This is a genomic window from Janthinobacterium sp. P210006, assembly GCF_036231885.1.
Lineage (GTDB): Bacteria > Pseudomonadota > Gammaproteobacteria > Burkholderiales > Burkholderiaceae_D > Janthinobacterium > Janthinobacterium violaceinigrum.
On sequence record NZ_JAZARD010000006.1, the window covers coordinates 1 to 22158 of the forward strand.

General features: G+C 63.1%; 27 protein-coding genes and 1 rRNA gene. 21 read left to right on the top strand and 7 right to left on the bottom strand.

Annotation, left to right across the window (positions count from 1 at the left end):
• Window positions 1-3 precede the first annotated feature (3 nt).
• Window positions 4-116: ribosomal RNA gene (gene rrf, locus VPH41_RS25395) — 5S ribosomal RNA — on the top strand.
• Between the two features lie 60 nt (window positions 117-176).
• Here rrf and VPH41_RS25400 read toward each other — a convergent pair.
• The 4 genes from VPH41_RS25400 to VPH41_RS25415 form a co-directional block, all read right to left on the bottom strand.
• A complete protein-coding gene (locus VPH41_RS25400; RefSeq protein ID WP_071325465.1) occupies window positions 177-521 on the bottom strand; it encodes a DUF1840 domain-containing protein in 345 nt (114 codons plus the stop codon).
• Between the two features lie 180 nt (window positions 522-701).
• Window positions 702-1301 (bottom strand): hypothetical protein, encoded by a 600-nt coding sequence (locus tag VPH41_RS25405; protein ID WP_328571927.1) that lies wholly within the window; start codon window positions 1299-1301, stop codon window positions 702-704.
• Window positions 1302-1309: 8 nt separating this feature from the next.
• A complete protein-coding gene (locus VPH41_RS25410; protein ID WP_328571928.1) occupies window positions 1310-2833 on the bottom strand; it encodes a YifB family Mg chelatase-like AAA ATPase in 1524 nt (507 codons plus the stop codon).
• Window positions 2834-2944: 111 nt separating this feature from the next.
• Window positions 2945-3193, bottom strand: a complete 249-nt coding sequence (locus VPH41_RS25415) for an accessory factor UbiK family protein (protein ID WP_328571929.1) — start codon at window positions 3191-3193, stop codon at window positions 2945-2947.
• Between the two features lie 269 nt (window positions 3194-3462).
• On the opposite strand from VPH41_RS25415, the gene VPH41_RS25420 reads away from it, so the two are divergent.
• The 13 genes from VPH41_RS25420 (at window position 3463) to VPH41_RS25480 (ending at window position 16259) form a co-directional block, all read left to right on the top strand.
• Window positions 3463-4230, top strand: a complete 768-nt coding sequence (locus VPH41_RS25420) for a TorF family putative porin (RefSeq protein WP_328571930.1) — start codon at window positions 3463-3465, stop codon at window positions 4228-4230.
• 11 nt (window positions 4231-4241) lie between these two features.
• Window positions 4242-4580 carry a P-II family nitrogen regulator gene (locus VPH41_RS25425; RefSeq protein ID WP_010393464.1) on the top strand — a complete coding sequence of 113 codons (339 nt, stop codon included), beginning with the start codon at window positions 4242-4244 and terminating at the stop codon, window positions 4578-4580.
• An 11-nt stretch (window positions 4581-4591) separates the two neighbouring features.
• On the top strand, window positions 4592-6142 hold the full coding sequence (locus tag VPH41_RS25430; protein ID WP_328571931.1) for an ammonium transporter: 1551 nt from the start codon (window positions 4592-4594) through the stop codon (window positions 6140-6142).
• A 204-nt stretch (window positions 6143-6346) separates the two neighbouring features.
• A complete protein-coding gene (gshA, locus tag VPH41_RS25435; protein ID WP_328571932.1) occupies window positions 6347-7645 on the top strand; it encodes a glutamate--cysteine ligase in 1299 nt (432 codons plus the stop codon).
• Window positions 7646-7742: 97 nt separating this feature from the next.
• Window positions 7743-8711 carry a glutathione synthase gene (gshB, locus tag VPH41_RS25440; protein ID WP_287776707.1) on the top strand — a complete coding sequence of 323 codons (969 nt, stop codon included), beginning with the start codon at window positions 7743-7745 and terminating at the stop codon, window positions 8709-8711.
• 2 nt (window positions 8712-8713) lie between these two features.
• Complete coding sequence (locus VPH41_RS25445; RefSeq protein ID WP_029496035.1) at window positions 8714-9118, top strand: PTS sugar transporter subunit IIA; 405 nt, start codon at window positions 8714-8716, stop codon at window positions 9116-9118.
• A 92-nt stretch (window positions 9119-9210) separates the two neighbouring features.
• Window positions 9211-9480 (top strand): HPr family phosphocarrier protein, encoded by a 270-nt coding sequence (locus tag VPH41_RS25450; protein ID WP_010393142.1) that lies wholly within the window; start codon window positions 9211-9213, stop codon window positions 9478-9480.
• A gap of 44 nt (window positions 9481-9524) precedes the next feature.
• The gene (ptsP, locus tag VPH41_RS25455) at window positions 9525-11267 is read left to right on the top strand and encodes a phosphoenolpyruvate--protein phosphotransferase (RefSeq protein WP_152283931.1); all 1743 of its coding nucleotides are present in this window, start codon (window positions 9525-9527) and stop codon (window positions 11265-11267) included.
• Between the two features lie 135 nt (window positions 11268-11402).
• On the top strand, window positions 11403-12602 hold the full coding sequence (gene metX, locus VPH41_RS25460; RefSeq protein ID WP_152283930.1) for a homoserine O-succinyltransferase MetX: 1200 nt from the start codon (window positions 11403-11405) through the stop codon (window positions 12600-12602).
• Complete coding sequence (gene metW, locus VPH41_RS25465; protein ID WP_152256136.1) at window positions 12599-13210, top strand: methionine biosynthesis protein MetW; 612 nt, start codon at window positions 12599-12601, stop codon at window positions 13208-13210. The genes metX and metW overlap by 4 nt, the downstream gene beginning before the upstream one ends.
• Complete coding sequence (locus tag VPH41_RS25470; protein WP_287776715.1) at window positions 13210-14469, top strand: AmpG family muropeptide MFS transporter; 1260 nt, start codon at window positions 13210-13212, stop codon at window positions 14467-14469. The genes metW and VPH41_RS25470 overlap by 1 nt, the downstream gene beginning before the upstream one ends.
• Window positions 14450-15352 (top strand): M48 family metallopeptidase, encoded by a 903-nt coding sequence (locus VPH41_RS25475; RefSeq protein WP_328571933.1) that lies wholly within the window; start codon window positions 14450-14452, stop codon window positions 15350-15352. Before VPH41_RS25470 ends, VPH41_RS25475 begins: the two co-directional genes overlap by 20 nt.
• A gap of 1 nt (window position 15353) precedes the next feature.
• Window positions 15354-16259 carry an RluA family pseudouridine synthase gene (locus tag VPH41_RS25480; protein ID WP_328571934.1) on the top strand — a complete coding sequence of 302 codons (906 nt, stop codon included), beginning with the start codon at window positions 15354-15356 and terminating at the stop codon, window positions 16257-16259.
• Here the strand turns inward: VPH41_RS25480 and VPH41_RS25485 are convergent.
• Complete coding sequence (locus tag VPH41_RS25485; RefSeq protein WP_152283926.1) at window positions 16256-17032, bottom strand: exodeoxyribonuclease III; 777 nt, start codon at window positions 17030-17032, stop codon at window positions 16256-16258. The two genes, VPH41_RS25480 and VPH41_RS25485, sit on opposite strands and share 4 nt — an antisense overlap.
• 109 nt (window positions 17033-17141) lie before the next feature.
• Here VPH41_RS25485 and pyrE point away from each other — a divergent pair, with 109 nt between their 5' ends.
• Together pyrE and VPH41_RS25495 are read left to right on the top strand one after the other, a co-directional pair.
• Complete coding sequence (pyrE, locus tag VPH41_RS25490) at window positions 17142-17804, top strand: orotate phosphoribosyltransferase (protein WP_328571935.1); 663 nt, start codon at window positions 17142-17144, stop codon at window positions 17802-17804.
• Between the two features lie 13 nt (window positions 17805-17817).
• Window positions 17818-18144 (top strand): low molecular weight protein tyrosine phosphatase family protein, encoded by a 327-nt coding sequence (locus VPH41_RS25495; RefSeq protein WP_328571936.1) that lies wholly within the window; start codon window positions 17818-17820, stop codon window positions 18142-18144.
• Here the strand turns inward: VPH41_RS25495 and VPH41_RS28490 are convergent.
• Together VPH41_RS28490 and VPH41_RS25500 are read right to left on the bottom strand one after the other, a co-directional pair.
• Complete coding sequence (locus tag VPH41_RS28490) at window positions 18080-18442, bottom strand: GNAT family N-acetyltransferase (protein WP_442906324.1); 363 nt, start codon at window positions 18440-18442, stop codon at window positions 18080-18082. The two genes, VPH41_RS25495 and VPH41_RS28490, sit on opposite strands and share 65 nt — an antisense overlap.
• Window positions 18340-19083 (bottom strand): sulfite exporter TauE/SafE family protein, encoded by a 744-nt coding sequence (locus tag VPH41_RS25500; protein WP_328571937.1) that lies wholly within the window; start codon window positions 19081-19083, stop codon window positions 18340-18342. Before VPH41_RS25500 ends, VPH41_RS28490 begins: the two co-directional genes overlap by 103 nt.
• A gap of 126 nt (window positions 19084-19209) precedes the next feature.
• Here VPH41_RS25500 and VPH41_RS25505 point away from each other — a divergent pair, with 126 nt between their 5' ends.
• The 5 genes from VPH41_RS25505 to VPH41_RS25525 all read left to right on the top strand — a co-directional run bounded on the left by VPH41_RS25505 (window position 19210) and on the right by VPH41_RS25525 (window position 22143).
• Window positions 19210-20103, top strand: coding sequence for a LysR substrate-binding domain-containing protein (locus tag VPH41_RS25505; protein ID WP_328571938.1), 894 nt, complete (start codon window positions 19210-19212; stop codon window positions 20101-20103).
• Window positions 20104-20124: 21 nt separating this feature from the next.
• A complete protein-coding gene (locus VPH41_RS25510; RefSeq protein WP_328571939.1) occupies window positions 20125-21018 on the top strand; it encodes an alpha/beta fold hydrolase in 894 nt (297 codons plus the stop codon).
• Window positions 21019-21092: 74 nt separating this feature from the next.
• Entirely contained in the window at window positions 21093-21284 is a 192-nt protein-coding gene (locus tag VPH41_RS25515) for a YqaE/Pmp3 family membrane protein (RefSeq protein ID WP_152256144.1), read from the top strand.
• 65 nt (window positions 21285-21349) lie between these two features.
• On the top strand, window positions 21350-21814 hold the full coding sequence (locus VPH41_RS25520; RefSeq protein WP_328571940.1) for a carboxypeptidase-like regulatory domain-containing protein: 465 nt from the start codon (window positions 21350-21352) through the stop codon (window positions 21812-21814).
• Entirely contained in the window at window positions 21814-22143 is a 330-nt protein-coding gene (locus tag VPH41_RS25525; RefSeq protein ID WP_152256146.1) for a hypothetical protein, read from the top strand. Before VPH41_RS25520 ends, VPH41_RS25525 begins: the two co-directional genes overlap by 1 nt.
• Window positions 22144-22158: the final 15 nt, after the last annotated feature.

A 22158-nucleotide genomic window follows, 5' to 3' on the forward strand; every position in this document is an offset into this window, starting at 1 on the left:
ATGCCTGATGACCATAGCAAGTTGGTCCCACCCCTTCCCATCCCGAACAGGACCGTGAAACAACTTTGCGCCGATGATAGTGCTGCAACCAGTGTGAAAGTAGGTTATCGTCAGGCTTGTTATATAAAAAAACCCCGCGTGTGCGGGGTTTTTTTTCGTCTGCAGCATGCATCGGGCTAGATGCCCCAGGTGATGCTTTCACCTTCTGCCTTGGCCGAGCGCAGCATTTCCATCAGCGGATAGGCGCGCTGGGAAAAATGGACTTTTTGCGCGCGCGCATGCGCGCCCGTTTCGCCATCTTCCAGCGTTTCCGGCGTATGCGCATCGTGTTCGATGTCATTTTCCGGATGCAGTTTGCTTTCCGCGACCTCTTTTTCCAGCAGGGCCAGGGCATCACCCGCTTCCGCTGGCGTGATGACGCCGCGCGTGGGGTTCTTGTGCAGGATGTCGAGGATACGCTGCGCATGTTCCTGGTACATCAGCACTTCAGGGGAGGATTTGGATTTGAATGAGATCAACATAAGCGCTTTCTGGAACTTGTTGTTAGTGTCGAAACAATATCACGACTTGAAATGTCGCACAGGCCGTCCGATTGCCCGGATTGCACATTTGCAAGCCGGATAGGGCCATCTGTTGGACAACGCACGTATTTACAAGGGCTTGCCCATCGTGAAAACCGCCATTTAAGCGATCGTTAAGTCTCAATCCAGTTTCACGGAGTCCATGAAGGTGTCGATGGTGTCGCGCGACAGCTTGCTTTCTTCACCGAGTATGACGATCTGGAAGATGCGCTTGTCCTGCGCCACAAAACGGCCCACCAGCAATACAGGCTTGCCTTGCTGCGTGCCGCCGGCTTCGATGCTGAGCGAACTGCGCTGCTGCGTGCCGGCAGCGCTGCTGCTGGCCGCCGAGACGGATTTTTCGCTGCGCACGGTGCCGTTGATATTTTTCAACAGGGCCGTCTGCATGGCGGGCAAGGCCGCTTGCGCCTGTTCTGCGCTGTCGAGCACGGCGCTGCCGATGGCGAAGGTGCTGCCATCGGCTTCGCTCGCCGTCATGGTCAGGCTCACTTTCTTGCCATCGAGATCGATCTCGCGTGTCAGTACGGCCGGCTTGCCTGGAAACAGGGCCGTGAACTGGGCGTCGGGGCTGCGATAGTCGCGCCAGTCGAATTTCGGACTGCAGGCGGACAGCGTGCAGGCAGCCGCAAGCACGGCCAGGAAGATGGCAAGTGATGGTTTTTTCATCAGCAGATGGTAGCAGCGCCGCCAGCCACGCGCAATCGCGCACGTACGGGCCATGGGCAGCCTCATAGCTCGCGCAGTACGCGCCGGTACTGGATGGCCTCGGCCAGATGCGGCGGCGTGATGGCGGGGCTGCCCGCCAGGTCCGCGATGCTGCGCGCCACGCGCAATACCCGATGGTAAGTGCGCGCCGACCAGTGCAGGCGCGCCATGGCGCCAAGCAGCAGCTGTTCGCCATGTGCGTCCAGGCGACAATGCTGTTCGATTTCCGTGTTGCTCAAGCGCTGGTTCGATTTCCCCTGGCGCGTCAGCTGCAGGGCAAACGCTGCCGCTACCCGGGCGGCGATGGCTTGCGTACTTTCGCCGGCACCGGCACGCCGCCCCAGCGCCGCCGGGGGCATGGCGGCCACTTCGATCTGCAGGTCGATACGGTCGAGTAGCGGACCGGACAGGCGGTTGTGATAGCGCAGCACGGCATCGGGCGTACAGCGGCAACGGCCGGAAGCGTGGCCCAGATAGCCGCACGGACAGGGATTCATGGCGGCGATCAGCTGAAAGCGGGCGGGAAACTCGGCCTGGCGGGCCGCGCGTGAAATGCTGATCACTCCCGATTCCATGGGCTGGCGCAGGACATCGAGCACCCGGCGGTGGAATTCGGCAATTTCATCGAGAAACAACACGCCGCAGTGCGCCAGCGAGATTTCTCCCGGGCGCGGCACGTTGCCGCCGCCTACCAGGGCCACGCCGGACGCCGTCTGGTGCGGTGCCCGGTAGGGGCGGCGCTTCCAGTGTTCCACCTTGAAATGGCCGCCCAGCGAATGCACGGCAGCCGATTCCAGCGCCTCTTCATCGTTCATGGGCGGCAGCACGCCGGGAAAGCGGCTGGCCAGCATGGTCTTGCCGGCACCCGGCGGCCCCACCATCAGGACATGATGGCCGCCCGCCGCGGCCACTTCCAGGGCGCGCCGCGCCTGCTGCTGCCCTTGCACATCGGCAAAGTCGGGATACGGGAAAGCGTGCGCCGCCAGCGTGGGTTGATGGCGCTGCAGGGCAGTCTGCTGGCTGGCATGCGCGGCAAAATGCGCACAGACCTCGAGCAGGCTGTGGGCCGGATAGATGCAGGCATCGCCGACCAGCGCCGCTTCGTCTGCGTTCGCCTGGGGCAGGATGAAGGCGCGTGGTGCACCGGCCCGGCTGCGCTGCATGGCAAAGGTCATGGCCAGCGCGCCGCGGATGGGGCGTAGCTGGCCCGACAGCGACAGCTCGCCCGCGAATTCATAGTGGTGTAATTGATCGCCCGGCAATTGGCCCGAGGCGGCCAGGATGCCCAGCGCAATGGGCAGGTCGAAGCGGCCCGATTCCTTGGGCAGGTCGGCCGGCGCCAGATTGGCCGTAATGCGCCGCGCCGGCATCTCGAAGCCGCAGTTTTGCAGCGCGGCGCGGACGCGGTCGCGCGATTCCTTCACTTCCGTATCCGGCAGGCCGACTATCGTAAACGAGGGCAAACCATTGGCAAGGTGGACTTCGACACTTACCTCGGGCGCCTCCATGCCGGCCAGGGCGCGGCTTTTCAGGACGGCCAGACTCATCAGACTCCCCCGTAACGCGGGCGCGGGCAGGATCAGTCTAGCGCTGGAAGCGCCGCCAGGCTTGAGCTATGCCAGCAAGGCCGTCAATAAGGGGGCCTGGCTGGCCGCACTTTACGCTTTGGTATCGTTCAGGCGCGTTTCCAGTTCGATCATGCGCAATTCCAGTGCGTCGAGCTTGGCGCGGGTCTTGGCCAGCACTTGCGCCTGGATATCGAATTCCTCGCGCGTGACGAGATCGAGGCGGGCGAAGCCCTGGGTCATCATCGATTTCACGTTTTTCTCGATATCCTTGGCCGGCGAGTTTTCGATGGCTTGATGGATCTTGCCTTGCAAGTCGTTAAAGAAGGTATTCATGTCCATGGTCAGTCCTTTTATGGTGCGGCCTGTGCATCGCACCATTGCGGTGCACAGCGGCGTTAATCTGGTGCGAAGCTGGGCGGTTCATTGTGCTTCAGCAGCCCGTTCCCGCAGTCCTGGCGGCTTGCAGGCTATGTATGGACGGAAATGCACCTGTCAAGGTGGCAAGAGAGCTGGCACGTATTCTGCTAAAGAAGCTATGAACGCTTTGTGATCTCCAGCCAAGATTTTAAACCTCAACCGCTTTAAAAGTTCAATAAAAGGGAATCGCCATGAAGAATCTGTCCAAGAACATGACTTTAGCTGCAGCGTTGACGCTGGCCATGACCGCCTTGAGCGGTAGCGCCATGGCCCAGGACGCAGTGGCGGCGCCTGTCGCGGCCGAAGCCGTGCCCGACAATGTGGTGAGCTACAACGTGGCGCTGACCAGCGACTACCGCTACCGCGGCGTGTCGCAAAGCCGCCTCGACCCTGCCATCAGCGGCGGCGCCGACTATACCCACAATCCGACGGGGCTGTATGTGGGCACCTGGCTGTCGAGCATCAAATGGATCAAGGACGGCGGCGGCGACACCAACCTGGAATGGGATATCTACGGCGGCAAGCGGGGCGAGATCAGCAAGGATTTTACCTATGACGTGGGCGGCCTGTATTACTTCTATCCATCGAATGGCCTGAGCACCAATGCGAACACTTTCGAGCTGTACGGCCAGCTGGGCTATGGCCCTGCGTACATCAAGTATTCGCATTCGACCACCAATTTGTTCGGCGTGGCCGACAGCAAGAACAGTGGCTACCTCGACGTGGGCGCCAACGTGGACGTGCATGACGGCTACATCCTGAATCTGCACGCGGGGCGCCAGAAGGTCGCACACAACGATTCCCTCAGCTATAACGATTTCAAGATCGGCGTAACCAAGGATTTCGGCATGGCGACCGTTGCCCTGGCTGTCGTGAAGGCCAACATTACGTCGCTGGCGCCGAACGGCAAGAATCTGGCGAAATCCGGTCTCGTGCTGACCGTATCCAAAACCTTTTAAGCGAGACAGCCATGAAAATGATTACTGCAATCATTAAACCGTTCAAATTGGACGAAGTACGCGAAGCCTTGTCGGCTATCAATGTGCAAGGCATTACCGTCACCGAAGTCAAGGGTTTCGGCCGTCAGAAAGGTCACACGGAACTCTACCGTGGCGCCGAGTATGTCGTCGATTTCTTGCCAAAAACGAAGATTGAAGCGGCCGTCGATGACGCCATTGTCGACCAGGCCATCGAAGCGATCGAAGGTGCCGCGCGTACCGGTAAAATCGGCGATGGCAAGATTTTCGTCTACAACCTGGAACAAGTCATCCGTATCCGTACCGGTGAAACCGGCAACGAAGCGCTCTAAGGGGAATATCGATGCGTAAAAATATAACAAAATTGCTAGCTGGGATAGCCTGTCTGTGTGCGTTTGGCGTCGCCGCGCCGAGCTTTGCCGATGCCCCCGCCAAGACAGAAGCGGCCACGACTGCGGCCGTCGCTGCCCCTGCCGTGACGCCGGCGCCAGACGCAGCGGCACCGGCCGCCGCGCCCGCTGCCGCCGCTCCGGCCCCTGCCGCCGCCGCGCCCGCCGCCGCCCCAGTCGCCAACAAGGGCGATACGAGTTTCATGATGATCAGCACCTTGCTGGTGATCCTGATGACCATCCCCGGCCTGGCCTTGTTCTACGGCGGCCTGGTGCGCTCCAAGAACATGCTGTCCGTGCTGATCCAGGTGTTTATGGTGTTTGCGCTGGTCATCGTCCTGTGGTGCATCTACGGCTACTCGATCGCGTTCACGGAAAAAACCGCCTTCTTCGGTGGCTTCGACCGCCTGTTCCTGAACGGTATCTGGGATCCGGCCAAGGGCACGTTTGCCGCCGCCGCCACCTTCAGCAAGGGCGTGGTCATTCCCGAGTTCGTCTTCGTGGCGTTCCAGGGCACGTTTGCCGCCATCACTTGCGCACTGATCGTCGGCGCCTTTGCCGAGCGCGCCAAGTTTGCCGCCGTGCTGGCCTTCGTCGTGCTGTGGTTCACGTTTGCCTACCTGCCAGCGGCCCACATGGTGTGGTTCTGGACCGGTCCTGACCTCATCACCAACGCCGCCACCTCGGCCAGCGAAGCCCTGAAGGCGGGCTGGATCTGGCAAAAAGGCGCGCTGGACTTCGCCGGAGGTACCGTGGTGCACATCAATGCCGCCGTTGCCGGCCTGGTGGGCGCCATCATGATCGGCAAGCGCGTCGGCTACGGCCGTGAATCGATGGCGCCGCACTCGCTGACGATGACCATGATCGGCGCTTCCCTGTTGTGGGTGGGCTGGTTCGGTTTCAATGCCGGTTCCTCGCTGGAAGCGGGCGACGTGGCGGCCCTGGCCTTCGTCAACACCTTGCTGGCGACTGCCGCTGCCACCCTGTCGTGGGTGTTTGGCGAGTGGATCAGCAAAGGCAAGCCATCCATGCTCGGTGGCGCATCGGGCGCCGTTGCCGGCCTGGTGGCGATCACCCCGGCAGCCGGCTTTGTCGGCCCGATGGGCGGCCTGGTCATCGGCTTGCTGGCCGGTGTCGTCTGCCTGTGGGGCGTGAATGGCCTGAAACGCCTGATCGGCGCCGACGATTCGCTCGACGTGTTCGGCGTGCATGGCGTGGGCGGTATCCTGGGCGCCTTGCTGACGGGTGTGTTTGCGGCGCCACAACTGGGCGGCCAGGGCATCTTCGACTACGTCACCAACAAGATGTCGGCCGATCCATACTCGATCGGCCACCAGGTGTGGGTGCAGGCGCAAGCGGTCGGGACCACCATCGTCTGGTCGGCCATCGTCTCCGTCATCGCCTATAAACTGGTCGACATCGTCATCGGCTTGCGCGTCCCGGAAGAAGAAGAGCGCGAAGGCCTCGATATCACCAGCCATGGCGAGCAGGCATATCATGGCTAAATGCTAATCATCTGGCACGCCAGCGCCCCGGCGCGGCGTGTCCTGCTGGAAAAGGCGCCTCATTGAGGCGCCTTTTTTTCGTTATGGGAATGGAAAAGGTCTTTAAAACAAGGCTTTTGCCCCGATTTGGGGTACTTACACGGTAATATAGTCGGCAGTTCTGTGTGCTTTTTTGAATACTGCACATAATTTAAGGATGTAACTATGGTTCCCCATCTCGTCACGGCCCTGACCGGACCGCTGCTCGACCTCGAAAAAAAGATTCTGGCCGCGACGCCGGCCATTGAGCGCTGGTTTCGCATGGAGTGGCAAGAGCACACGCCGCCCTTCTATTGCTCGGTAGACTTGCGTAATGCGGGCTACAAGCTGGCGCCCGTCGATACCAATCTCTTCCCTGGCGGTTTCCATAACCTGGCCACGGAAATGCTGCCCTTGTCCGTGCAGGCGGCCATGGCCGCCATCGACAAGTATTGCCCGGATGCCCGCAACCTGCTGATCGTGCCGGAATTGCACAACACGACGCCGCAATACCTGCAGAACGTGGCGCGCCTGATGCAGATCTTCCGCCAGACGGGGCTGCACGTGCGCTTCGGCTCCTGGTCGCCCGACATCACCCAGCCGACACCGTTGGCGTTGCCAGATGGCAACATGCTCGTCATCGAGCCCCTCGTGCGCCTGAACAACGGCCGCCGCCTGGGCTTGAAGGATTTCGACCCGTGCACGATCTTGCTGAATAACGACTTGTCGGACGGCATCCCCGATATCTTGCAAAATATTCATGAGCAAAGCCTGCTGCCGCCCTTGCATGCGGGCTGGGCCTTGCGCCGCAAGAGCAACCACTACACGGCCTACGATGAAGTGGTGAAAAAATTCGGCAAGATGATCGATGTCGACCCGTGGATGCTCAATCCCTTCCATTCCAAGTGCAGCGACGTCAACTTCCAGGAAGGCGAGGGCGAAGATGCGCTGGCCGCCAGCGTCGACGTGCTGCTGGCCAAGATCCGCAAGAAATACAAGGAATACGGCATCAAGGAAAAGCCCTTCGTCATCGTCAAGCCCGATGCGGGCACGTATGGCACGGGCATCATGACGGTGCGCGACGCCAGCGAAGTGCGCGACCTGTCGCGCAAGCAGCGCGACAAGATGTCCATCGTCAAGGACGGCAAGGTTGTCACGGACGTGATCATCCAGGAAGGCGTGCCCACCTTTGAAAGCATCAAGGATGCCGTGGCCGAGCCTGTCGTCTACATGATCGACCGCTACGTGGTGGGCGGCTTCTACCGCGTGCATGCGGAGCGGGGCGTGGACCAGAACCTGAACGCGCCCGGTTCGCAGTACGTGCCGCTGGCGTTTGCCCAGCAGCATGCCGTGCCGGACTTGAAGGCCAAGCCGGGCACGGCCGCGCCGAACCGCTTCTATGTGTATGGCGTGGTGGCGCGCCTGGCCTTGCTGGCCGCGTCGCTGGAAATGGAGCGCACGGACCCGAATCCCGAGGTGTATTGATCCATCCCTGCGGCTTGCCGGGCGCGGTGACTACCGCGCCTGGCGATCTCGGCTAGAATCAAGCATTCCTTATCCAGGCTCCCCGATTGGACGCACCATGAAAATTGCATTCCTTGCCGACCCGCTGGCAGGCTTCAAGACTTACAAAGATTCCACCTTCGCCATGATGCGCGAGGCGGCCAAACGTGGCCACGCCGTCTACGCCTTCGAGCAGAAGGACATGGCGCTGGAAGAGGGCATCGTCACGGCGCGGGTACAGCATATCGAGCTGACGGGCGACGAGCACGACTGGTACAAGGTCGTTTCCACCGAGGAAGTGCGCCTGTCGGCCCTGGACGCCATCATCGAGCGCAAGGACCCGCCGTTCGACATGGAATACGTGTATGGCACGTATCTGCTGGAACTGGCGGAAAAGCAGGGCGCGCACGTCTTCAACAAGCCGTCCGCCATCCGCGACAACAATGAGAAGCTGGCCATCGCGCAGTTTTCCGAATTCACTTCGCCGACCCTGGTGACGTCGAACGAAGCGCGCCTGCGCGCCTTCCACGCCAAGCACCAGGACGTCATCTTCAAGCCGCTCGACGGCATGGGCGGCACGGGCATCTTCCGCGTCAAGGCCGATGGCCTGAACCTGGGCGCCATCATCGAGACGCTGACGGACAACGGCGCGCAGACCATCATGGCCCAGCGTTTCATCGCCGACATCGTCAAGGGCGACAAGCGCATCCTCGTCATCGGCGGCAAGCCGGTACCGTTTTCGCTGGCGCGCATCCCGCAGGCGGGCGAAGTCCGGGGCAACCTGGCTGCCGGCGGCACGGGCGTGGCGCAGCCATTGACGGCGCGCGACCTGGAAATCGCTGAAAAGCTGGGCCCGATCCTGGCCGCGCGTGGCCTGATGCTGGTAGGATTGGACGTGATCGGCGACTATCTGACGGAAGTCAACGTCACCAGCCCAACCTGCTTTCAGGAAATCATGCAGCAGACGGGTTTTGATGTGGCGGCCATGTTTGTCGACGCCGTCGAGCATGGCGTTGCGCAAGCACAGCAGCACCAGAAAGTGAAATGACCATGGTAGGGATTTTGCTCATGACACACGCACCGCTGGGACAGGCATTCATCGCCGCCTGCGCGCATGTGTTTCGGGGGCCAACGGAACGTTTTGAAGCCATCGACGTCGTCGCCGACCAGGACCTGGCGGAAGTGCAGAAGCTGGCGTCGGAAGCCATCTGCCGCCTCGACGACGGCTCCGGCGTGCTGGTGATTACCGACGTGAAGGGGGGCACGCCATCGAACTGCTGCAACAAGCTGGCCGATGCGGGCCGGGTGGAAGTCATCGCCGGCATCAGCCTGCCGATGCTGCTGCGCGCCATCACGTATCGCCGCGACACGCTCGACGTGGTGGTGGAGATGGCGCTGGCCGGTGCGCAAAGCGGCGCCGTGCGCGTCGATAACCGCATCCGCGTAGGCGAATAGGAAAGTGCATGGCCGCCGCCCTGAAGGCGGCGGGTTTTATAGGCCAAGATTGTCATCAGCGTAGTGCATTCAGGGATAGAGACCATACAAAAATGATTCAAAAAGAACTCGAAATCATCAACAAGCTGGGACTGCACGCACGCGCCTCCGCCAAATTTACCCAGCTCGCCGCCAAGTTCAAGAGCGACGTCTGGCTGACCCGCAACGCGCGCCGCATCAACGCCAAGTCCATCATGGGCGTGATGATGCTGGCCGCCGGCAAGGGCGCGAAAGTGACCCTGGAAGCCGAGGGCGATGACGAGCAGGCATGTGTCGATGCCCTCACCGCCCTGATTAATGACAGGTTTGGCGAAGGCGAGTAATGCCCGCCGAACGCAGCCGCAGCCGCATTCCGACAGGTCACCCCATGGCATCTTTCACGCTCCACGGCATCCCGGTCTCCCGCGGCATCGCCATTGGCCGCGCGCATCTGCTGGCGCCGGCCGCCCTTGACGTCAAACATTACCTGGTCGCCCAGGAACAGATCGAAGCGGAAGTCCAGCGCTTGCAGAACGCCATCGCGGCCGTCCACAAGGAACTGCAAACCCTGTGGAACGAGCTGCCGAAGGATGCGCCCACCGAACTGGGCGCGTTCATCGACGTGCACGCGCTGATCCTGTCTGACCCGATGATCGCCGAAGCGCCGCTCGACATCATCCGTTCGCGCCATTACAACGCCGAATGGGCGCTGCTGACGCAGATCGATGAATTGTCGGCGCAGTTCGACGAAATCGAAGACCCGTATCTGCGCGAGCGCAAGGCCGATATCCAGCAAGTGGCCGAGCGCGTGCTGAAGGTCTTGCTGGGCACCGAACAGCTGCTGCCGAAAGCGGCGGCCGACGATGAGTTGCTGGCGCAGATGATCGTCGTCGCCCACGATATCTCGCCGGCCGACATGCTGCAGTTCCGCGACCGCTCCTTCATCGGCTTCATCACCGACGTGGGCGGCCAGAACTCGCATACGGCCATCGTCGCGCGCAGCCTGGATATCCCGGCCGCCGTCGGCATGTCGCAGGCGTCGATGCTGATCGAGCAGGACGACTGGCTGATCATCGACGGCGACGCGGGCGTGGTGATCGCCAACCCCAGTCCCCTGGTGCTGGAGCAGTACCGCGAGCGCCAGGTGGCCATGCAGCGCGCGCGCAAAAAGCTGGGCAAGCTGAAAAAGACGCCGGCCGTCACCAGGTGCGGCACGCCGATTACCCTGCTGGCGAATATCGAACTGCCCGAGGATTGCCCGTTCGCGCTGGAATCGGGCGCCAGCGGCGTGGGCCTGTTCCGCTCCGAATTCCTGTTCATGGGCCGCGCGCACAAGATCCCCACCGAGGACGAGCAGTTCGAGGCTTACCGCAACACGGTGCAATCGATGAAAGGGCGCGTGGTGACCATCCGCACGCTCGATATCGGCGCCGACAAGCCGCTCGATCAGTCCGACCATACGGCCTTGAATCCCGCCCTGGGCTTGCGCGCCATCCGTTACTGCCTGGCCGAGCCGCAGCTGTTCCTGACGCAGCTGCGCGCCATCCTGCGCGCCTCGGCCTTCGGCAAGGTGCGCATTCTGATTCCCATGCTGGCGCATGCGTTCGAGATCGACCAGTCGCTGGCCATGATCGCGCAAGCGAAGGCCAGCCTGCGCGAGGAGGGCGTCAAGTTCGACGACGAGGTCGAAGTGGGCGCCATGATCGAGATACCGGCCGCCGCGCTGGCCTTGCCCATGTTCGTCAAGCGCATGGATTTCCTGTCGATCGGCACGAATGACCTGATCCAGTACACCCTGGCCATCGACCGCGTCGATTACGAAGTGGCGCATTTGTACAATCCGCTGCATCCGGCCGTGCTGCAGCTGATCTCGATGACGATCGCCGCCGGCCACAAGGCGGGCATCGACGTGGCCGTGTGCGGCGAGATGGCGGGCGACGTGAAGCTCACGCGCTTGCTGCTGGGCATGGGCTTGCGCGAGTTTTCCATGCACCCGGCGCAACTGTTGGCGGTCAAGCAAGAGATCCTCAACAGCGACCTGGGCCTGATCGCACCACAAATGCGCAAAATTATGCGTTCCATGGAGCCAAATGTGATCGCGGAAGCCGTACAACAGTTGCAGCTCATGTAAACTGTCGTTTTATCAGCATCAGGACACCTCGCGCGCGGCAAGAGGTGTCCTGATGCTAAAGTTGCAGCACCTATCATCGCGGTGCTGCATCGACCATGGCCCGTGGGGCCGCCCCCCTTTTATAAACCGACACACATGTCATCCATTGGAATCGTTTCGCCGCAAACCATGTATTTTGCGCAACCCTTGCAGCTGCAAAGCGGAGCATCGCTGCAAGACTATATGTTGATGTATGAAACCTACGGCACCCTGAACGCCGACAGATCGAATGCGGTGCTGGTCTGCCACGCCCTGAACGCCTCGCACCACGTGGCCGGCGTGTATGCGGACGAGCCGAAAAGCACGGGCTGGTGGGACAATATGGTGGGACCGGGCAAGCCGCTCGACACCGACAAATTCTTCGTCATCGGCGTCAATAACCTGGGTTCCTGCTTCGGCTCGACGGGCCCCATGCACACCAATCCCGCTACCGGCAAGCCGTACGGCGCCTCATTCCCCGTCGTCACCGTGGAAGACTGGGTCAGCGCGCAGGCGCGCCTGGCCGATGAACTGGGCATCACGCAGTTCGCCGCCGTGATGGGCGGCTCCCTGGGCGGCATGCAGGCGCTGGCGTGGAGCATCATGTTCCCCGAGCGCTTGCGCCACTGCGTGGTGATCGCCTCGACGGCCAAGCTGTCGGCGCAAAACATCGCCTTCAACGACGTGGCGCGCCAGGCCATCCTGTCCGACCCCGATTACTGCGGCGGCGACTTCTATGCGCACGGCGTGGTGCCGAAGAACGGCTTGCGCGTGGCGCGCATGGTGGGCCACATCACCTATCTGTCGAACGACGACATGGCCGAGAAATTCGGCCGCAAGCTGCGCGATGCGGCGCAGACGGGCGACTACAAATTCGGCTTCGGCATCGACTTCGAGATCGAATCGTACCTGCGCTACCAGGGCGACAAGTTCTCCGAATACTTCGACGCCAATACGTATCTGTTGATCACCAAGGCGCTCGATTATTTCGATCCGGCGCGCGCGCATGGCGGCGACCTGGCCAAGGCCCTGTCGGGCACCAAGGCCAAGTTCTTCCTCGCCTCGTTTTCCACCGACTGGCGTTTCTCGCCCGAGCGCAGCCGCGAAATCGTCGAAGCCCTGGTGTGCAATCGCCGCCAGGTCACGTATGCCGAGATCGACGCGCCGCACGGCCACGACGCCTTCCTGCTGGAGGACCCGCGCTACATGAACATGGTGCGCGCCTATTACGGCCAGGTATGGCATGACATCACGGCGGGCGCGCCCGCCGCAGCACAGAACACCGCCGTCCGCCAGGGCGCCAAGGAGACCGCATGACTTTCGACGAATTGAGCGCCCTGCGCCCCGACCTGGCCTTCATCGCCCACTGGGTGCCGGACAACGCGCATGTGCTGGACGTGGGCTGCGGCGACGGCGTGATGCTGCAGTACCTGCAAAGCGACAAGGAGTGCAGCGGCTATGGCATCGAGATCGCCGACGACAAGGTGCTGGCCAGCACCCTGCGCGGCGTCAACGTGATCCAGCAGGACATGGAAAAGGGCTTGGCCGTCTTTGGCGACAACAGCTTCGATACGGTGCTGTGCCTGTCGTCCCTGCAGATGATGAAGCAGGTCGAGCCGCTGCTGCGCGACATCGTGCGCGTGGGCGCCGAAGCCATCGTCTCGTTCCCCAACTTCGCCTATTGGCCGCACCGCGTGGCATTGCTGAAAGGGCGCATGCCCGTGTCGAAATCGCTGCCCTACCAGTGGTACGACACGCCCAACGTGCGCTGCGCTACCATCAACGACTTCCGCGAACTGGCCGAGGAATGCGGCCTGGAAGTGATCGAATGCGTGGCCCTGGCCGAAGGCAGGATGGTCTCCGTGCTGCCCAACCTGCGTGGCGACCTGGCCGTCTTCCGCCTGCGTAAAAAAGCGGTGCATTGATGAGCACAAGCCCGGCGCCAGGCTGGCGTTCCTATGCCAATGGCCGCATGCTGGCCGTGCTGGTGCTGGGCTTCAGTTCCGGCCTGCCCCTGTTCATCCTGCTGTATCTGCTGCAGGCATGGCTGGCCAAGTCGGGCCTGAACGTCAAGGCGCTGGGGCTGTTCGCTCTGGTGCAGTTCCCGTATATCTGGAAATTCCTGTGGGCGCCCCTGATGGATCGCTACCGCATCCTGGGGCTGGGGCGCCGGCGCGGCTGGATGGCCCTGACGCAGGTGGCGCTGTTCTTTTCCATCGGCGGCATGGGCATGCTCGATCCGCTCACGCAGATCGGCCTGATCGCGGCCGCTGCGGGCGGCGTGGCCTTCCTCTCCGCCAGCCAGGACATCGTCATCGACGCCTACCGGCGCGAAATCCTCAGCGATAACGAGCAGGGCCTGGGCGCCGCCGTCATCGTCAACGCGTATAAGGTGGCGGGCATGGTGCCGGGCGCGCTGTCGCTGATCCTGGCCGACCGCATGCCGTGGCAGCCCGTGTTCTGGATCACGGCCGCCTTCATGCTGCCGGGCCTCGCGTGCACCTTGCTGATCAGGGAGCCCACCGTGTACGGTTCGCCGCCGAAGACCATGCGCGAAGCGATCATCCTGCCGTTCCAGGAATTCATCGCGCGCGATGGCTGGCGTAACGCAATGTGGATCCTCGCCTTCGTATTACTCTACAAAATCGGCGACAGCATGGCCACGGCGCTGGCGACGAAGTTTTACCTGGACCTGGGTTTTTCCATGACGCAGATCGGCCTGGCCGCCAACACCACGGGTTTCTGGGCCAGCCTGGCCGGCGGCGTGGTGGGCGGCGTGTGGATGCTCAAGCTGGGCATCAACCGGGGCCTGTGGGTGTTCGGCGCGCTGCAGGCCATCGCGATTCTGGGTTTCGCCTGGCTGGCGCAGGTGGGGCCGAACACCATGCTGTTGAGCGCCGTGATCGGCTTCGAAGCCTTTGCCAGCCTGGGCCTGGGGGCGGCCGCGTTTGTCGCGTTCCTGTCGCGCACCACGGACCCGCGCTACACGGCCACGCAATATGCGCTGTTTTCCAGCCTGAGCGCCGTGCCGCGCACCCTGATCAATGCCTCGGTGGGTTTCCTCGTTGCCGAGCTGGGCTGGTTCTCGTTTTTCATTGTTTGCTTCTTCCTGGCCTTTCCGGCCATGATGATGCTGCCTAAAATTGCTCCATGGAGGTCTGCCAATGGCACCAATATCCCTTAAACGCTGCGCCGTCCTGGCCAGCCTGTGCGCCGCCACCGCGCTGGCGCCCTTGTCCGCCTATTCGCAACAGCAGGTAATGCAGGATGGCATCAAGGTGCGCCCTTTGTCGGGCACGCGCATTTTCGCCGGCGGCGAAAACTTCAACGAGAAATCGAAACTGCAGTATGCGGAACTGGTGCGCGAGGCCAAGGAAAAAAATGCGCTCGTGCCGGACAGCGATCCGCAGGTGAAACGCTTGCGTGCCATCGCCCAGCGCATCATCCCGTACGCGGCACGCTGGAACGACGCCGCCAGCAGCTGGCAATGGCAGATCAACCTGCTCAATTCGGACGAGGTGAACGCCTTCTGCATGCCGGGCGGGCAGATCGCCTTCTACAGCGGCATCCTGAATAAACTGAACCTGACGGATGATGAAGTGGCCGTCGTCATGGGCCATGAAATTTCGCACGCCTTGCGCGAACACGCGCAGGCGCAGGCAGGCAAGGGCAACCTGGCGGCCGTGGGCGCCAAGCTGGCCGGCGCCGGCCTGTCGGCCTGGCTCGGCGTCGATCCGAACCTGACCAGCACTGCCACCAATATGGCGGCCAAGGGCGTAATGCTGAAGTTCTCGCGCGACGACGAGCGCGAAGCGGACCTGATCGGCATGGACCTGGCCGCGCGCGCCGGTTTCGACCCGCGCGCCGGCGTGGTGCTGTGGCAGAAGATGGCGGCAGTCAGCAAGGGCGCGCCGCCGGAATTCCTCTCGACCCACCCATCGGGCAGCGACCGCATCTCGCAGATGAACAGCCACATGGCGCAAGTGCTGCCCTTATATGCGCGCAGCAAGGGCGTCAGCGTGGACGCCTTGCCGCCATACCGCAGCAACGCCATCGCCGCGCGCTAGGATGTCTGCCCGTAGCAGTTCCGTGCCGCTGCCCATGCGCGACGGCGTCGCCCCCAGCTATCTGTGGCTGCCGGAGGGGCAGTGGCCGGACATGCTCTCCTTTCTCGTCGCGCGCTATCCGCAGATCAGCGCCGCGCAATGGCAGGACCGCATGGCGCGCGGCGAAGTGGTCGACGGCGACGGCGCCGTGCTGGGCCCCGCCAGCGCCTACAAGCGCGGCATGCGCATTTTTTACTACCGCGAGCTGGAGCGCGAAACGCCGATCCCTTTCCAGGAAGAGATCCTGTTCCAGGACGAACACCTGGTGGTGGTCGACAAGCCCCATTTTCTGCCCATGACGCCGGGCGGGCGCTTCGTGCAGGAGACCTTGCTGACGCGCCTGAAGAAACGGCTCGACAGTGCCGACCTGACGCCCATCCACCGCCTCGACCGCGAGACGGCTGGCGTGGTGATTTTTTCGCGCCAGGTAGCGAGCCGGGGCGCCTACCAGTCGCTGTTCCAGCGCCGCGAAGTGCGCAAGACGTACGAGGCGCTGGCGCCGGCATTGACGGAGCGCGACTTTCCGTGCACCTACCGCAGCCGCATGGTCGAGGGCGCGCAGTTCTTCCTCATGCGCGAAGAGGCGGGCGAGCCGAACTCGGAAACCGTCATCGACGTGATCGAGCGGCGCGGCGAGTTGAACCTGTACCGGCTGCATCCGCACACGGGCCGCAAGCACCAGCTGCGCGTGCACCTGGCGTCGCTGGGCATCCCCATCGTCAACGATGCGTTTTACCCGGTGGCCCTGCCGTGCAAGGAAGACGACATGTCGCAGCCCTTGCAGCTGCTGGCGCGCGCCATCGATTTCACGGACCCGTTGAGCGGCGCGCCGCGCCGCTTTGAAAGCCGGCGCAGCCTGGGGGCTTAAACCTTGAGCGTGTAATCGATGATCAAGGGCGCGTGGTCGGAAAAACGCTCGTCCTTGTAGACGCTGACCGTGTGCGCCTGCGCCGCGATGCCGGGCGTGGCGACGTGGTAGTCGATGCGCCAGCCCACGTTCTTCGCGTAGGCCTGGCCCCGGTTGCTCCACCACGTGTACTGGTCTTCGCGCTTGTCCAGGCCGCGGTGCACGTCGACGAAGCCCACTTCATCGAAGACGCGCGTCAGCCACGCGCGTTCCTCGGGCAGGAAGCCGGAATTCTTCTTGTTGCCCTTCCAGTTTTTCAGGTCGATTTCGTGGTGGGCGATGTTCCAGTCGCCGCAGATGACCACTTCGCGGCCCAGCGCCTTCAATTCCAGCAGGTGCGGCAGGAACAGTTCCATGAAGCGGAACTTGGCTTCCTGGCGCTCCGGGCCGGACGAACCGGACGGGCAGTACACGGAAATGACGGACAGGTTGCCAAAATCACAGCGCACATAGCGGCCTTCGGCATCGAATTCGGGGCTGCCGAAGCCGATATGCACGGCGTCCGGTTCCACCTTGCTGTACACGCCCGTGCCGGAATAGCCTTTTTTCTCGGCATAGTGGAAATGGCCATGGTAGCCGTGCGGGTTGAGGAATTCCGGCGTCATGTCGGGCAGCTGCGCCTTCAATTCCTGCACGCAGATGAAATCGGCCGTCTGCGTGCCCATCCAGTTGAAAAAGCCTTTTTTGGCGGCGGAACGGATGCCGTTCAGGTTGGCGGAGATAATTTTTGGCATAGGTCGAGAGTGAAAAGGGCGCTGGACGGGGCCGGCGGGCGCGGCATGGCGATTGTCTCGCCGCTGCGCGCGGATTAAAATACAGGCACTTTTAAAAAATGAGGCTAATGTGAATAATTTACGCCAGCAGTTTATCGCGTTTTCAGTATCCAAGGGAGTCTTGCGGTTTGGCGAGTTCACCACCAAGGCCGGACGCCAGTCGCCGTACTTCTTCAATGCGGGCCTGTTCCATGACGGCGCCACCCTGGCCGAGCTGGCGCAGTTCTACGCGCAGACCCTGCTCGACTCGGGCGTCGAATTCGACATGCTGTTCGGTCCCGCCTACAAGGGCATCACCCTGGCGTCGGCCACCGCCGTGGCGCTGGCCGGCAAGGGCCGCAACACCTCGTTCGCCTTCAACCGCAAGGAAGCCAAGGACCATGGCGAAGGCGGCACCATCGTCGGCGCCAAGTTGCATGGCAAGGTTGTCATCATTGACGATGTGATCTCGGCCGGCACCTCGGTGCGCGAATCGGTCGACATGATCTGTGCCGCCGGCGCCGAGCCATGCGCCGTGCTGATCGCCCTGGACCGCATGGAGCGTTCGGGTCCGGACGGCCAGCTGTCGCCAAGTTCGGCGGTGCAGGAAGTGTCGAAACAGTACGGCATTCCCGTCATCTCGATCGGCAACCTGGACGACCTGTTCGGCTACCTGAATGGCGCGGGCGCCGATCCGGAACTGCTGAAGCACAAGGAAGCCGTTTCCGCCTACCGCGCGCGCTACGGTATCTGAGGTTCGGGCGCGCTTGAACGTCCTGTTCGTTTGCAGCCGCAACCAGTGGCGCAGTCCAACGGCGGAGCGGGTATGGCGCCGCCATCCCGCCCTGTCCGTGCGTTCGGGCGGTACCAGTCTGAACGCGCGCCATCCCGTCAATGCAAATGACCTGGCCTGGTGCGAGGTGATTTTCGTGATGGAAGAGAAGCACAAGTCGCGCCTGCGCGCGCAGTTTGGCCGCCTGCTCGAGCACAAGACCATCCACGTGCTCGACATCCCCGACGAGTATCAATTCATGCAGCAGGAGCTGGTCGAGCAGCTCGAACTGTCGGTCGCGTCCATTCTCGGCCTCGATTGACCCAGCGCACCTGCGCATAGCGCCGCAGGATTTCGCGCATCAATGCCCTGGTCACGCCGCGATGGCGAAATGGCGGTTTCACGAACAGCATGTTGAGCGTGGCTTCGCCGCCGCAGGGGCTGAAATCGAGCATGGCCACCTGCTGCCCGTCGATGCAGGCCGACAGCGCATGCTCGCCCCAGGGCACCACGGCTATCATCCCAGCCATGGCTTGACCGCCGCATGCAGGCCCAGGGCGAACAGCCCGGCAAAAAAGCACCGTTTGAACACAGTCTGCGCGATGCGCCCGCGCAGCCATTGGCCGGCCAGCATGCCGGCCAGCGCCGGCAGCAGCGCATACGCGGAAGCGCCGACCGCGCCGAGACTGAAGTCGCCGTGCAGGGCCAGGCTGGCCGCCAGCGCCACGGTCGATGCGGTAAACGCCAGGCCCAGCGCCTGCACCAGCGCATCGCGCGCCAGGCCCAGTCCCTGCAGATACGGCACGGCGGGAATCACGAACACGCCCGTGGCGGCCGTCACCAGTCCTGTCGCGGCGCCCGCCACGGGTCCCAGCCACGCTTCGTGCCGCGCCGGCACGCGCAGCTGCAGCGAGAACAGTCCCGCCAGCGCATACAGCATCAGCGCCACGCCCAGCGCGACGACGGCCCAGGTGCCGCTGTCCTTCGGCAGCAGGGCGCCGCCCGCCAGGGTGCCCGCCATGACGCAGGCCAGCAGGGGCCACAGGCGCCGCAGCAGGGCGCGCAGGCCCGGTCCGGCCGCCAGCTGCCATACGTTGGTCACCATCGACGGCACGATCAGCAGGGCGGCCGCCTGCACGGGCGGCATGACGAGGCTGAGCGTGCCCATGGCCACCGTTGGCAAGCCTAGTCCGACTACGCCCTTGACGAAGCCAGCGACGAGAAAACTGGCGCCGACGGCCAGCAGAAATGACGTCTCCATGATTTTATTCCACAGTGATTTTGCGTGGATTTTGCGCGCGCTTGCGGATTTCGCCAAGGTGGATTATTTTGAGTCAGCCTCAGTGGTGGACGAAGGCTGATAAGATGGGGAAAAAGGAGGGCTGTCATGCGTTTCGATCTGGTCGACTTGCAGCTGTTTGTCAACGTGGTGGAGGCGGGCAGCCTGACGGCGGGCGCTGCGCGCAGCCACCTGGCGCTGGCCTCGAGCAGTGCGCGCGTGCGCGGCATGGAAGAGATGCTGGGCATGCCCCTGCTGCTGCGCGGCCGGCGTGGCGTGGAACCGACGCCGGTGGGTCAGACCCTGCTGCATCACGCGCGCCTCGTTTTGCTGCAAATGGAGAAAATGCGGGGCGAGCTCGGTGAGTTTGCGCGCGGCTTGAAAGGGCAGTTGCGGCTGCTGTGCAATACGGCGGCCCTCAGCGAATTCCTGCCCGAGGCGCTCGGCGCTTTTCTCGACCGCCATCCGAACCTGACCATCGACCTGGAAGAGCGCCTCAGTTACGATATCGTCAAGGCCGTCTCGGAAGGACTGGCCGACATGGGCATCGTGTCCGACTCGGTCGACATGCGCGGCTTGCAGACGTTTTTGTTCCGCCCCGACCGGCTGGTGGTGATCGCGGCGGCCGACGGCGTGCATCATCGCGCGCTGGGACAGGATGGCGTCGTCGACTTTGCCAGCGTGCTCGATCACGATTTCATCGGCCTGGCCGACGACAGCGCGATGCAGCAGTACCTGGGCATGCACGCGGCGCGCCTGGGGCGCCCGCTGAAAGTGCGCGTGCGCCTGCGCAGCTTCGATGCCGTGTGCCGCATGGTGGCCAGCGGCGTGGGCATCAGCGTGGTGCCGCTGGCGGCGGCAAGCCGCTGCCAGCAGACGATGGCGCTGCGCTGCCTGGAATTATCCGATCCCTGGTCGGTACGCAATCTGACGATTTGCGTGCGCCAGTTCAGTGAATTACCCCTGTATGCGCGCCAGTTGATCGATCACCTGAAGGAGTGACAGGGCATGACAGGAGCAGCGATGCGTTTTTCAGAAGACAAGATGGCCAGCCTGCTGTGCAGCGACCAGGTCGAGCGGCCCATCCACATCTGGCAGCCGCCAGGGCCGCAACAGCCACGTGCCGTGATCCTGGCGATCCACGGCGGCATGGCGCATGCGGGCGACTATGTCACGCCGGCGCTGTACTTCCGCCAGCACGGCATCGCCACCGTCAGCTTCGACATGGTGGGCCACGACGGCAAGCGCATGGTGGATATTCCCTCGTTCGAGGCCTTCCTCGACGACGAGGAACTGTTCCTCGCCTGGGTCAGGCAGACGTATCCCGGCGTGCCGGTTTTCGTCATGGGCCACTCCATGGGCGGCCTGATCGCCACCCATCTGGGGCTGCGGCGCTTTGCGGGCGACCCGGCCATCCGCGGCTTCATCATCTCCTCGCCGTACTACGTGAATGCGATTCCCGTGCCGAAGGTGCTGCAGATGCTGTCGGGCTGGCTGGCCAGGCGCTTCCCCACGATGAAGGTGCCGCTGGGGAACCTGACCATGCTGCTGACGCACGACCAGGCCATCACCGCGCGCCATTTTCAGGACGAGCGCGACGGCATACGCGCCAGCGCCGCGTCGGTGCGTTTCGCCCACGCGCTGACGTCGGCGCAAAAGGAACTGGCGGGCGGCTTGTCGGGCTGGACCTTCCCCCTGTTTGCCGTGGTGGCGGGCGACGACAAGCTGGCCGACAGCCGCGCCACGGAAGGCATGCTGCGCAGCGTGCCCGATGGCTTGCTCGACTACCATTTTTATCCTGCCAATTACCACGAGAATTTCAATGAACTGAACCGCGAGGAGATCTTCGCCGCCATCCTGGCGTGGATGGAAAAACAACTGTCGCCCGCGCCGCGTAAGGCGCAGCTATCGTTATAATCAGGTCAATGGATTTTATCGCCGGCATGCCGGCCCGGTCCCCGCGGCGCAGGGGAATACTGAAGGAACGAACGATGCGCTTGCTGATTGCCCTGATACTCCCGTGGCTGACCTTTTTCACGATCGGCCGTCCGATCGCCGGCATCATTTGCCTGATCCTGCAAATCACCGTGATCGGCTGGCTGCCAGCCACAATCTGGGCCGTGTATGCGCTGAGCCAGTTCAAGACGGACCAGAAGATCGCCGAGGCCATGCGCCGGCGTTGATGGTTTCCTAAGTCCTGCCTAAGCTGCGCTTCCTATCTTGATTCAACCGACACGAGGAGAGTGAGATGGCATCAAACAGACGCGGTACCTTGAGCCTGGCGGCGGCAATGCTGGCCGCCGGGCTGTTGCTGGGAAGTGCGGCGCAGGCACAGAATGAGAGTGCGCTGCCGCCCGTGCAGAAGAGCGGGGCGGTGGAATACCTGAGCGGCGGCATCGGCCTCGATGAGTCGACCGCCATCAAGAGCGCCAGCCGGCATTGGCCATTGAGCCTGGTGTTTTCCGTGCAGGCGCCGGGCAAGGCGGAATTTGCCTCCGACGTGAAGCTGCAGATCAGCGACGCCAAGGGCGTGCAGGTGCTGGAGACGACGGCCAGCGGGCCATTCCTGCTGGCGAAACTGGCGCCGGGCAGCTACAGCCTGCGCGCCACCCTGGCCGGCAAGACCTTGGAACGCAAGGTGCAGGTCAAGGCGGGCAGCTCGGCGCGCGTGGAGCTGGTCTGGCCGGCGGGAACGAACCAGGGCCGGACCTGATGCCGGGCGACGGCAAGGCGCCCGAACGGGGCGTGCCGGCGCGCGGTTTGTCTGCCCATATCTTGCCCACCTCGGCGACGATGGTGGGCGTGTGCATGACGGTGCTGTCGATCGGCCACCTGGCGCCGCGCGGCGAGATGCGCGTGGCCATCGACAAGCTGCTGGCCGTCGATGCCATCGTCTTTCTCGTCAGCGCCGTGCTCTCGTTCATGTCGCTGCGCCCCGGCCAGCCGCGCTTGCGCTACGAGTGGTGGGGCGAACTGCTGTTCATTTGCGGCCTGGCCCTGCTGGCGCTGGGCGCCGTGGTGCTGGCCTTCGTCATCAACTGAGCCGGGCCGGCTGGC

Bases quoted from the DNA above. Each gene is read 5' to 3' on its own strand.
- VPH41_RS25400 (WP_071325465.1), bottom strand. From the start codon at position 521: ATGTTGATCTCATTCAAATCCAAATCCTCCCCTGAAGTGCTGATGTAC.
- VPH41_RS25405 (WP_328571927.1), bottom strand. From the start codon at position 1,301: ATGGCCCGTACGTGCGCGATTGCGCGTGGCTGGCGGCGCTGCTACCAT.
- VPH41_RS25410 (WP_328571928.1), bottom strand. From the start codon at position 2,833: ATGAGTCTGGCCGTCCTGAAAAGCCGCGCCCTGGCCGGCATGGAGGCG.
- VPH41_RS25415 (WP_328571929.1), bottom strand. From the start codon at position 3,193: ATGGACATGAATACCTTCTTTAACGACTTGCAAGGCAAGATCCATCAA.
- VPH41_RS25420 (WP_328571930.1), top strand. From the start codon at position 3,463: ATGAAGAATCTGTCCAAGAACATGACTTTAGCTGCAGCGTTGACGCTG.
- VPH41_RS25425 (WP_010393464.1), top strand. From the start codon at position 4,242: ATGAAAATGATTACTGCAATCATTAAACCGTTCAAATTGGACGAAGTA.
- VPH41_RS25430 (WP_328571931.1), top strand. From the start codon at position 4,592: ATGCGTAAAAATATAACAAAATTGCTAGCTGGGATAGCCTGTCTGTGT.
- gshA (WP_328571932.1), top strand. From the start codon at position 6,347: ATGGTTCCCCATCTCGTCACGGCCCTGACCGGACCGCTGCTCGACCTC.
- gshB (WP_287776707.1), top strand. From the start codon at position 7,743: ATGAAAATTGCATTCCTTGCCGACCCGCTGGCAGGCTTCAAGACTTAC.
- VPH41_RS25445 (WP_029496035.1), top strand. From the start codon at position 8,714: ATGGTAGGGATTTTGCTCATGACACACGCACCGCTGGGACAGGCATTC.
- VPH41_RS25450 (WP_010393142.1), top strand. From the start codon at position 9,211: ATGATTCAAAAAGAACTCGAAATCATCAACAAGCTGGGACTGCACGCA.
- ptsP (WP_152283931.1), top strand. From the start codon at position 9,525: ATGGCATCTTTCACGCTCCACGGCATCCCGGTCTCCCGCGGCATCGCC.
- metX (WP_152283930.1), top strand. From the start codon at position 11,403: ATGTCATCCATTGGAATCGTTTCGCCGCAAACCATGTATTTTGCGCAA.
- metW (WP_152256136.1), top strand. From the start codon at position 12,599: ATGACTTTCGACGAATTGAGCGCCCTGCGCCCCGACCTGGCCTTCATC.
- VPH41_RS25470 (WP_287776715.1), top strand. From the start codon at position 13,210: ATGAGCACAAGCCCGGCGCCAGGCTGGCGTTCCTATGCCAATGGCCGC.
- VPH41_RS25475 (WP_328571933.1), top strand. From the start codon at position 14,450: ATGGCACCAATATCCCTTAAACGCTGCGCCGTCCTGGCCAGCCTGTGC.
- VPH41_RS25480 (WP_328571934.1), top strand. From the start codon at position 15,354: ATGTCTGCCCGTAGCAGTTCCGTGCCGCTGCCCATGCGCGACGGCGTC.
- VPH41_RS25485 (WP_152283926.1), bottom strand. From the start codon at position 17,032: ATGCCAAAAATTATCTCCGCCAACCTGAACGGCATCCGTTCCGCCGCC.
- VPH41_RS28490 (WP_442906324.1), bottom strand. From the start codon at position 18,442: ATGGCTGCGCGGGCGCATCGCGCAGACTGTGTTCAAACGGTGCTTTTT.
- VPH41_RS25500 (WP_328571937.1), bottom strand. From the start codon at position 19,083: ATGGAGACGTCATTTCTGCTGGCCGTCGGCGCCAGTTTTCTCGTCGCT.
- VPH41_RS25505 (WP_328571938.1), top strand. From the start codon at position 19,210: ATGCGTTTCGATCTGGTCGACTTGCAGCTGTTTGTCAACGTGGTGGAG.
- VPH41_RS25510 (WP_328571939.1), top strand. From the start codon at position 20,125: ATGCGTTTTTCAGAAGACAAGATGGCCAGCCTGCTGTGCAGCGACCAG.
- VPH41_RS25515 (WP_152256144.1), top strand. From the start codon at position 21,093: ATGCGCTTGCTGATTGCCCTGATACTCCCGTGGCTGACCTTTTTCACG.
- VPH41_RS25520 (WP_328571940.1), top strand. From the start codon at position 21,350: ATGGCATCAAACAGACGCGGTACCTTGAGCCTGGCGGCGGCAATGCTG.
- VPH41_RS25525 (WP_152256146.1), top strand. From the start codon at position 21,814: ATGCCGGGCGACGGCAAGGCGCCCGAACGGGGCGTGCCGGCGCGCGGT.